The sequence below is a fragment of the Pseudomonas sp. GW821-FHT05H12 genome (assembly GCF_059419385.1).
On sequence record NZ_JBWKRS010000031.1, the window covers coordinates 74,048 to 80,555 of the forward strand.

Consider the following 6,508-nt stretch of genomic DNA (forward strand, 5'->3'; position numbering starts at 1 on the left):
GCGGTTTGAAGGGCGCCATCGCCGGCAACCCGGCTCCTATATTGGGTGTGGGTCAGTTGAGCACGCCGTCGAGGATCTCGTAGACGATGCCCGTGCCCACGGCGATCAGCACCACATCCGGCCCGGAACGGCGCCATTCATAGCCTGGGTACTGCGGCAGGCGACCCAGCGCTCGGTTATCCAGGCGTTCGCCGTAGTAGCCACGTGGCAGCGGCTGGCCACGCACCAGACGCACGTTTGGCGGCGGCGGTGCACCACGGGAGAACTGGCCGTGGTTGTCGTGGATGATCTGGCGTACCGGGCCGAAATCCTGGGGTGGGCCACGGCGGTTGTCTGGCGGGCCGCGGTGGTCGTCGCCGCGCTGCTCGTGCTGGCCTTGCGGGCCACCACGGTCGGGGCCGCCCTGATCGTAGGGCGCCGCGTGTGCCAGGGCAGTGGCACCCAGCATCAGCACGCCGAGACCGGCGATCAAGCGTTTAGGCATTTTCATGGGGGCTTTCCTCAGTACTGCACGAACAAAAAAGGGATTTCGAACGAGGTTCGAAATCCCTTGGTCTTGTCAGTTTAGGTACTGAGTTTTCAGTTTGATTCCTCTGTATCAGGAACTTTACCTACTGCTACATGGCGTTTACTTACGGGCGTTACGGACACCTTCCGACAGAGCCGCGCACAAGCTCAATACGCCATCAATCGCTTGCTGATCATTTTTCGCAGTGGCGATGTGGTCGATCAATGCCGAACCCACCACGACACCGTCCGCCAGCCGCGCGATGGCCGCCGCTTGCTCCGGCGTGCGAATACCGAAACCGATGCTGATCGGCAGGTCGGTATGCCGACGCAGGCGGGTCACGGCCTCTTCGACGTGTTCCAGGGTAGCGGCGCCGGCACCGGTCACACCGGCCACCGACACGTAGTACACAAAGCCGGAGCTGCCGTTGAGCACGGTGGGCAGGCGCACGTCATCGGTGGTCGGCGTGGTCAGGCGGATAAAGTCGATGCCTGCGGCCTGGGCCGGGTCGCACAGCTCGCCGTTATGCTCAGGGGGCATGTCGACCACGATCAGACCGTCAACGCCGGCCTCTTTGGCGTCGGCGATGAACTGCGACACGCCGTACTTGTGGATCGGGTTGAAGTAGCCCATCAGCACCAGGGGCGTGTCGTTATTGTCCTTGCGGAACTCACGCACCATCTGCAGGGTTTTCACCAGGTTCTGCTTGGCGTTCAGCGCGCGGATGTTGGCCAGCTGGATCGCCGGGCCGTCGGCCATCGGGTCGGTGAAGGGCATGCCCAGCTCGATCACGTCGGCACCGGCGGCCGGCAGGCCTTTGAGGATCGCCAGCGAGGTGTCATAACCCGGGTCGCCAGCGGTGACGAAGGTCACCAGGGCGGCGCGGTTCTGTTCTTTAAGCTGTGCGAAGCGGGTTTGCAGGCGGCTCATCAGTGTTTCTCCTGCTGGGAGGTTTCCATGTGGTGCATGACGGTCTGCATGTCTTTGTCGCCACGGCCGGACAGGTTGACCACCATCAGGTGATCTTTCGGCAAGGTCGGTGCGCGTTTGAACACTTCGGCCAGGGCGTGGGCGCTTTCCAGTGCAGGAATGATCCCTTCCAGGCGGCAGCATTTGTGGAAGGCGTCGAGGGCTTCGTCGTCGGTCACCGAGGTGTACTGGACGCGGCCGATGTCATGCAACCAGGCGTGTTCCGGGCCGATGCCGGGGTAATCCAGGCCGGCAGAGATCGAGTGGGCGTCGATGATCTGGCCATCGTCGTCCTGCAGCAGGAAGGTGCGGTTGCCGTGCAACACGCCCGGTACGCCGCCGTTGAGGCTGGCGGCGTGCTTGCCGGTCTCGATACCGTGGCCGGCTGCTTCAACGCCGATGATTTCGACGCTGGTGTCATCCAGGAACGGGTGGAACAGGCCCATGGCGTTGGAACCGCCGCCGATGCACGCCACCAGGCTGTCCGGCAGGCGGCCTTCCTGGGCTTGCAGTTGGTCGCGGGTTTCCTTGCCGATCACGGCCTGGAAGTCGCGGACCATCGCCGGGTACGGGTGCGGGCCGGCCACGGTGCCGATCAGGTAGAAGGTGCTGTCGACGTTGGTCACCCAGTCACGCAGGGCTTCGTTCATCGCGTCTTTGAGGGTGCCGGTGCCGGCCACCACCGGGATCACTTCGGCGCCCAGCAGCTTCATGCGGAACACGTTGGCCTGTTGGCGCTCGATGTCGGTGGTGCCCATGTAGATCACGCACTGCAGGCCGAAGCGCGCAGCCACGGTGGCGGTCGCCACGCCGTGCATGCCGGCGCCGGTCTCGGCGATGATGCGTTTCTTGCCCATGCGTCGCGCCAGCAGGATCTGGCCGATGCAGTTGTTGATCTTGTGCGCGCCGGTGTGATTCAGCTCTTCGCGCTTGAGGTAGATCTTGGCGCCGCCGCAGAACTCCGTCAGGCGTTCAGCGAAATACAGCGGGCTTGGACGGCCCACGTAGTCGCGCTGGAAGTAGGCCAGTTCTTCCTTGAATGCAGGATCTTCCTTGGCCGCTTCGTATTCGCGGGCCAGGTCGAGGATCAACGGCATCAGGGTTTCAGCGACGTAGCGGCCGCCGAACGCGCCAAACAGGCCGTTGGCGTCTGGGCCGTTGCGTAGATCGGTCTGGGACTGAGTCATGGGACGCTCCAGGAAAGAATGGGTGTGGGAAGCAATGAGGGCCACTCTACCCCTGACGTTCTACGCTGAAAACCGATAAGATCGCCGCAACCTGTCAAGAAAACTCACAGATGAGCCGAGACCTCCCGCCCCTCAATGCCTTGCGTGCGTTTGAAGCCACTGCACGCCTGAACAGTGTCAGCCAGGCCGCTGACCAGTTGCACGTGACCCATGGCGCTGTCAGCCGGCAGTTGAAAGTGCTGGAAGAACAGCTGGGCGTCAGCTTGTTCGTCAAGGACGGGCGCGGCCTTAAACTCACAGATGCGGGCGTGCGGCTACGTGATGCGACGACCGATGCGTTTGAACGGCTCAGAGACGTGTGTGCGGAACTGACCCAGGCCAGCGCCGACGCACCCTTCGTGCTCGGTTGTTCCGGCAGCTTGCTGGCGCGCTGGTTGATTCCGCGCCTGGGCCGCTTGAATGCGGACTTGCCGGACCTGCGCCTGCACCTGTCGGCGGGTGACGGCGACCTTGATCCCAGGCGGCCGGGCCTCGACGCCCTATTGGTATTCGCCGAGCCGCCATGGCCAGCTGATATGCAGGTGTACGAGTTGGCGAGCGAGTGTATCGGCCCGGTGATGAGCCCGCGTTTTGCCGGTTTCGAACGACTGAGTCATGCGCCCGCCCAGGCGTTATGTGGCGAAAAACTCTTGCACACCACCTCGCGCCCGCAGGCTTGGCCCAGTTGGGCAGCGCAGCACGGCATCGAACCGGGCTCGTTGAAGCACGGCCAGGGCTTTGAGCATTTGTATTATTTGCTGGAGGCTGCGGTGGCGGGCTTGGGTGTGGCGATTGCGCCGCAACCCCTGGTAGCAGAAGACCTGCGGGCAGGCCGCCTGGTGGCGCCGTGGGGCTTCAGTGAAACCCCGGCGCACCTGGCGTTGTGGCTACCCAAGCGCGCCGCAGACGGGCGCGCCGGGCAACTGGCGCAGTGGCTCAAGGCTGAGCTACTGCGCGAACCGGTTTAATCGCCGCGTTTGCACAGCAGGTAAGCGGCGAGCAGGCCCAGCGCACCGACGGCGACGCCGGCTGTGGTCCATGGGTGCTCTTGTGCGTAGTCCCGGGTGGCGACACCGGTTTCGCGGATTTTGACTTTGCTTTCTTCGTAGGCATCGCTGATCAGGTGGCGGGAATGCTTGAGGGCATTCTCGGCATTGCTTTTCAGGGCCTTCAAGGTTTTGCGCGACTCGTCGGATGCATCGTCCTTGAGGCTTTCCAGCGATTTGAGCAGGCTCGAAATCTCGGCTTCCATGCTTTCCAGCGACGCTTTGCGTAAAGAAGTGTTGGCCATGTGGACTCTCCTGAAGTGATTGAGTGGCAGGTGTAGATACCGACTGCGGCGGTTTCAGAAAGTGCAGTAAATCTGAACTTTCACGCAGGAACGGTCGCCAGAAGCAGTACGAACATTGACTGCTACGCTTGCTTAACGACCCTTAGGAGAACTGCCATGAGTGATCATCACACCTACAAGAAAGTCGAACTGGTGGGCTCGTCCACCTCCAGCATCGAAGACGCGATCAACAATGCCCTGGCCGAGGCCAACAAGAGCATCAAGCACTTGGAGTGGTTTGAGGTGACCGAAACCCGTGGGCATATCAAGGATGGCAAGGCCGCGCACTTCCAGGTCACGCTCAAGGTGGGGTTCCGAATTGCCAGTAGTTGATGGCATCGGTTGAACTTTGCCGACTGGCCGATTGCCATAACCTGCGCTACAACCTTAGGGTGCCGACGCGACGCGCGCCGGCACGCTCTTTTCGATCAGCGCAAGGAAAGTGACGGATGAAGAAGTTCCTGTTAGCGGTAGGTTTGTTGAGCATTGCGGGCACAGCCCTGGCGGCGGGCAAGCCATGTGAAGAGCTGAAAAGCGAAATTGCTGCGAAAATCGACGCCAAGGGCGCCAAGCATTACTCGCTGGAAGTGGTGGATAAAGGCGCTGCAGCCGAAGGTTACAAAGTAGTCGGTAGCTGCGAAGCCGGTACCAAGGAAATTGCTTACAAGCGCGGTTAACCCCGTGTTGCAGACATAAAAAACCGACGCGAGTGCGTCGGTTTTTTTTCGCCTGAAGGGTTTAACCCTTCATCAATTGCGCCAGCAGCTCGTAGGAATGAATCCGGTCGGCATGCTCGTACAGGTCACAGGTAAAGATCAGCTCATCGGCGCCGGTTTGTTCGATCAGCACTTCCAGCTTGGCGCGGATCTTCGCCGGGCTACCCACCATCGCCAGGCCCAGGAAGCTGCCCACCGCGTCTTTTTCGTGGGGTAGCCACAGGCCGTCCATGGTTTTCACCGGTGGGCGCTGCACCAGGCTCTGCCCGCGCATCAGGGCGAGAATGCGCTGATACACGGAAGTCGCCAGGTAATCGGCCTGCTCATCGGTGTCGGCGGCTACCAGCGGAATGCCAAGCATCACGTAGGGCTTGTCCAGCACGGCTGAAGGCTTGAAGTGGTTGCGGTAGACGCGGATCGCCTCGTGCATCAAGCGCGGTGCGAAATGGGAGGCGAAGGCGTAGGGCAAGCCGCGTTCACCTGCCAGTTGCGCGCTGAACAGGCTGGAACCCAGCAGCCACACCGGGACGTTGGTCCCGGTGCCGGGAACTGCAATCACCCGCTGGTCGGGCGTGCGTGGGCCCAGATAGGCCATCAGTTCGGCGACATCTTCGGGGAAATCGTCGGCACTGCCGGAACGCTCCCGGCGCAGGGCGCGGGCGGTCATCTGGTCGGAGCCGGGGGCGCGGCCCAGGCCCAGGTCGATACGGCCGGGGTAGAGGCTTTCAAGGGTGCCGAACTGCTCGGCAATCACCAGCGGCGCGTGGTTGGGCAGCATCACGCCACCGGAGCCGACGCGGATGGTCGACGTACCGCCCGCCAGGTAGCCCAGCAACACCGAAGTGGCCGAGCTGGCGATGCCGTCCATGTTGTGGTGCTCAGCCACCCAGAAACGGTTGTAGCCGAACTTTTCCACGTGCTGGGCCAGGTCCAGGGAATTGCGCAACGACTGTGCCGGGCTGCCGTTGGCGCGTACGGGCACGAGGTCGAGGGTCGAGAACTTCACGTCGGACAGCGATTTCATAAGCCTGCTTCTCCATTAGGTGCGCAGGCTTATAGACGAACCAAAACCTGCCGCTTCATGTGCATGGTTAAGGAGATGTGGGCATATACCCGAGATTCAATAGCTCGCCGGGAAAATTCCTACTGCAATGCTAGGTTTCTCCGACAAGATGAACTTTGCCGGGGCGTCTATCCTCAGAACCCTTACTGACGCAAAACCACCGTTCGAGGAGACCGCTATGAGTATCGTGAAAAAAGCATCCGCGCATTGGGAAGGTGACCTGAAGACGGGCCTGGGTTCCATTTCTACGGAAACCGGCGTATTGCGCGAAGCGCCCTACGGCTTCAAGGCGCGTTTCGAGGGTGGCAAGGGTACCAACCCTGAGGAATTGATCGGCGCAGCCCATGCCGGCTGCTTCTCCATGGCCTTTTCCATGATTCTGGGGGATGCCGGCCTCAAGGCTGACAGCATCGACACCCAGGCCGAAGTGACCCTGGACCAGGTGGACGGCGGCTTTGCTATTACCGCTGTGCACCTGATCCTGAAGGCCAAGATCCCCGGCGCGAGCCAGGCGCAGTTCGATGAACTGAGCAAAAAGGCCAAGGAAGGTTGCCCGGTCTCCAAGGTGCTGAATGCAAAAATCAGCCTGGACGCCACCCTCGTAAGCTAATCCCGCCGCACCTGTAGGAGCGGGGGGGGGGGGGGGGGGGGGGGGGGGGGGGGGGGGGGGGGGGGGGGGGGGGGGGGGGGGGGGGG

At 62.1% G+C, this 6,508-nt stretch carries 9 protein-coding genes; 4 read left to right on the plus strand and 5 right to left on the minus strand.

Annotated features, from left to right (window positions below):
• Positions 1–52 precede the first annotated feature (52 nt).
• The 3 genes from AC07SU_RS23645 to trpB form a co-directional block, all read right to left on the minus strand.
• Positions 53–490, minus strand: a complete 438-nt coding sequence (locus AC07SU_RS23645) for an anti-virulence regulator CigR family protein (RefSeq protein WP_176994605.1) — start codon at positions 488–490, stop codon at positions 53–55.
• 138 nt (positions 491–628) lie between these two features.
• On the minus strand, positions 629–1,438 hold the full coding sequence (gene trpA, locus AC07SU_RS23650; protein ID WP_494998386.1) for a tryptophan synthase subunit alpha: 810 nt from the start codon (positions 1,436–1,438) through the stop codon (positions 629–631).
• Entirely contained in the window at positions 1,438–2,664 is a 1,227-nt protein-coding gene (gene trpB / locus AC07SU_RS23655) for a tryptophan synthase subunit beta (protein WP_016978751.1), read from the minus strand. The genes trpA and trpB overlap by 1 nt, the downstream gene beginning before the upstream one ends.
• A gap of 110 nt (positions 2,665–2,774) precedes the next feature.
• Here trpB and AC07SU_RS23660 point away from each other — a divergent pair, with 110 nt between their 5' ends.
• Positions 2,775–3,671: a LysR family transcriptional regulator gene (locus AC07SU_RS23660; protein ID WP_494998387.1), complete on the plus strand. Its 897-nt coding sequence runs from the start codon at positions 2,775–2,777 to the stop codon at positions 3,669–3,671.
• On the opposite strand, the gene AC07SU_RS23665 is transcribed toward AC07SU_RS23660, so the two are convergent.
• Positions 3,668–3,994: an ElaB/YgaM/YqjD family protein gene (locus tag AC07SU_RS23665; protein WP_003170746.1), complete on the minus strand. Its 327-nt coding sequence runs from the start codon at positions 3,992–3,994 to the stop codon at positions 3,668–3,670. The genes AC07SU_RS23660 and AC07SU_RS23665 overlap by 4 nt on opposite strands.
• Positions 3,995–4,150: 156 nt before the next feature.
• Here AC07SU_RS23665 and AC07SU_RS23670 point away from each other — a divergent pair, with 156 nt between their 5' ends.
• On the plus strand, positions 4,151–4,366 hold the full coding sequence (locus AC07SU_RS23670) for a dodecin (RefSeq protein ID WP_007953919.1): 216 nt from the start codon (positions 4,151–4,153) through the stop codon (positions 4,364–4,366).
• Positions 4,367–4,482: 116 nt separating this feature from the next.
• Positions 4,483–4,710 (plus strand): DUF1161 domain-containing protein, encoded by a 228-nt coding sequence (locus tag AC07SU_RS23675; RefSeq protein ID WP_457404464.1) that lies wholly within the window; start codon positions 4,483–4,485, stop codon positions 4,708–4,710.
• A 61-nt stretch (positions 4,711–4,771) separates the two neighbouring features.
• On the opposite strand, the gene AC07SU_RS23680 is transcribed toward AC07SU_RS23675, so the two are convergent.
• Complete coding sequence (locus AC07SU_RS23680) at positions 4,772–5,773, minus strand: LLM class flavin-dependent oxidoreductase (protein WP_021491416.1); 1,002 nt, start codon at positions 5,771–5,773, stop codon at positions 4,772–4,774.
• Between the two features lie 217 nt (positions 5,774–5,990).
• On the opposite strand from AC07SU_RS23680, the gene AC07SU_RS23685 reads away from it, so the two are divergent.
• Entirely contained in the window at positions 5,991–6,422 is a 432-nt protein-coding gene (locus tag AC07SU_RS23685) for an OsmC family protein (RefSeq protein WP_017253980.1), read from the plus strand.
• The last annotated feature ends 86 nt before the right edge of the window (positions 6,423–6,508 follow it).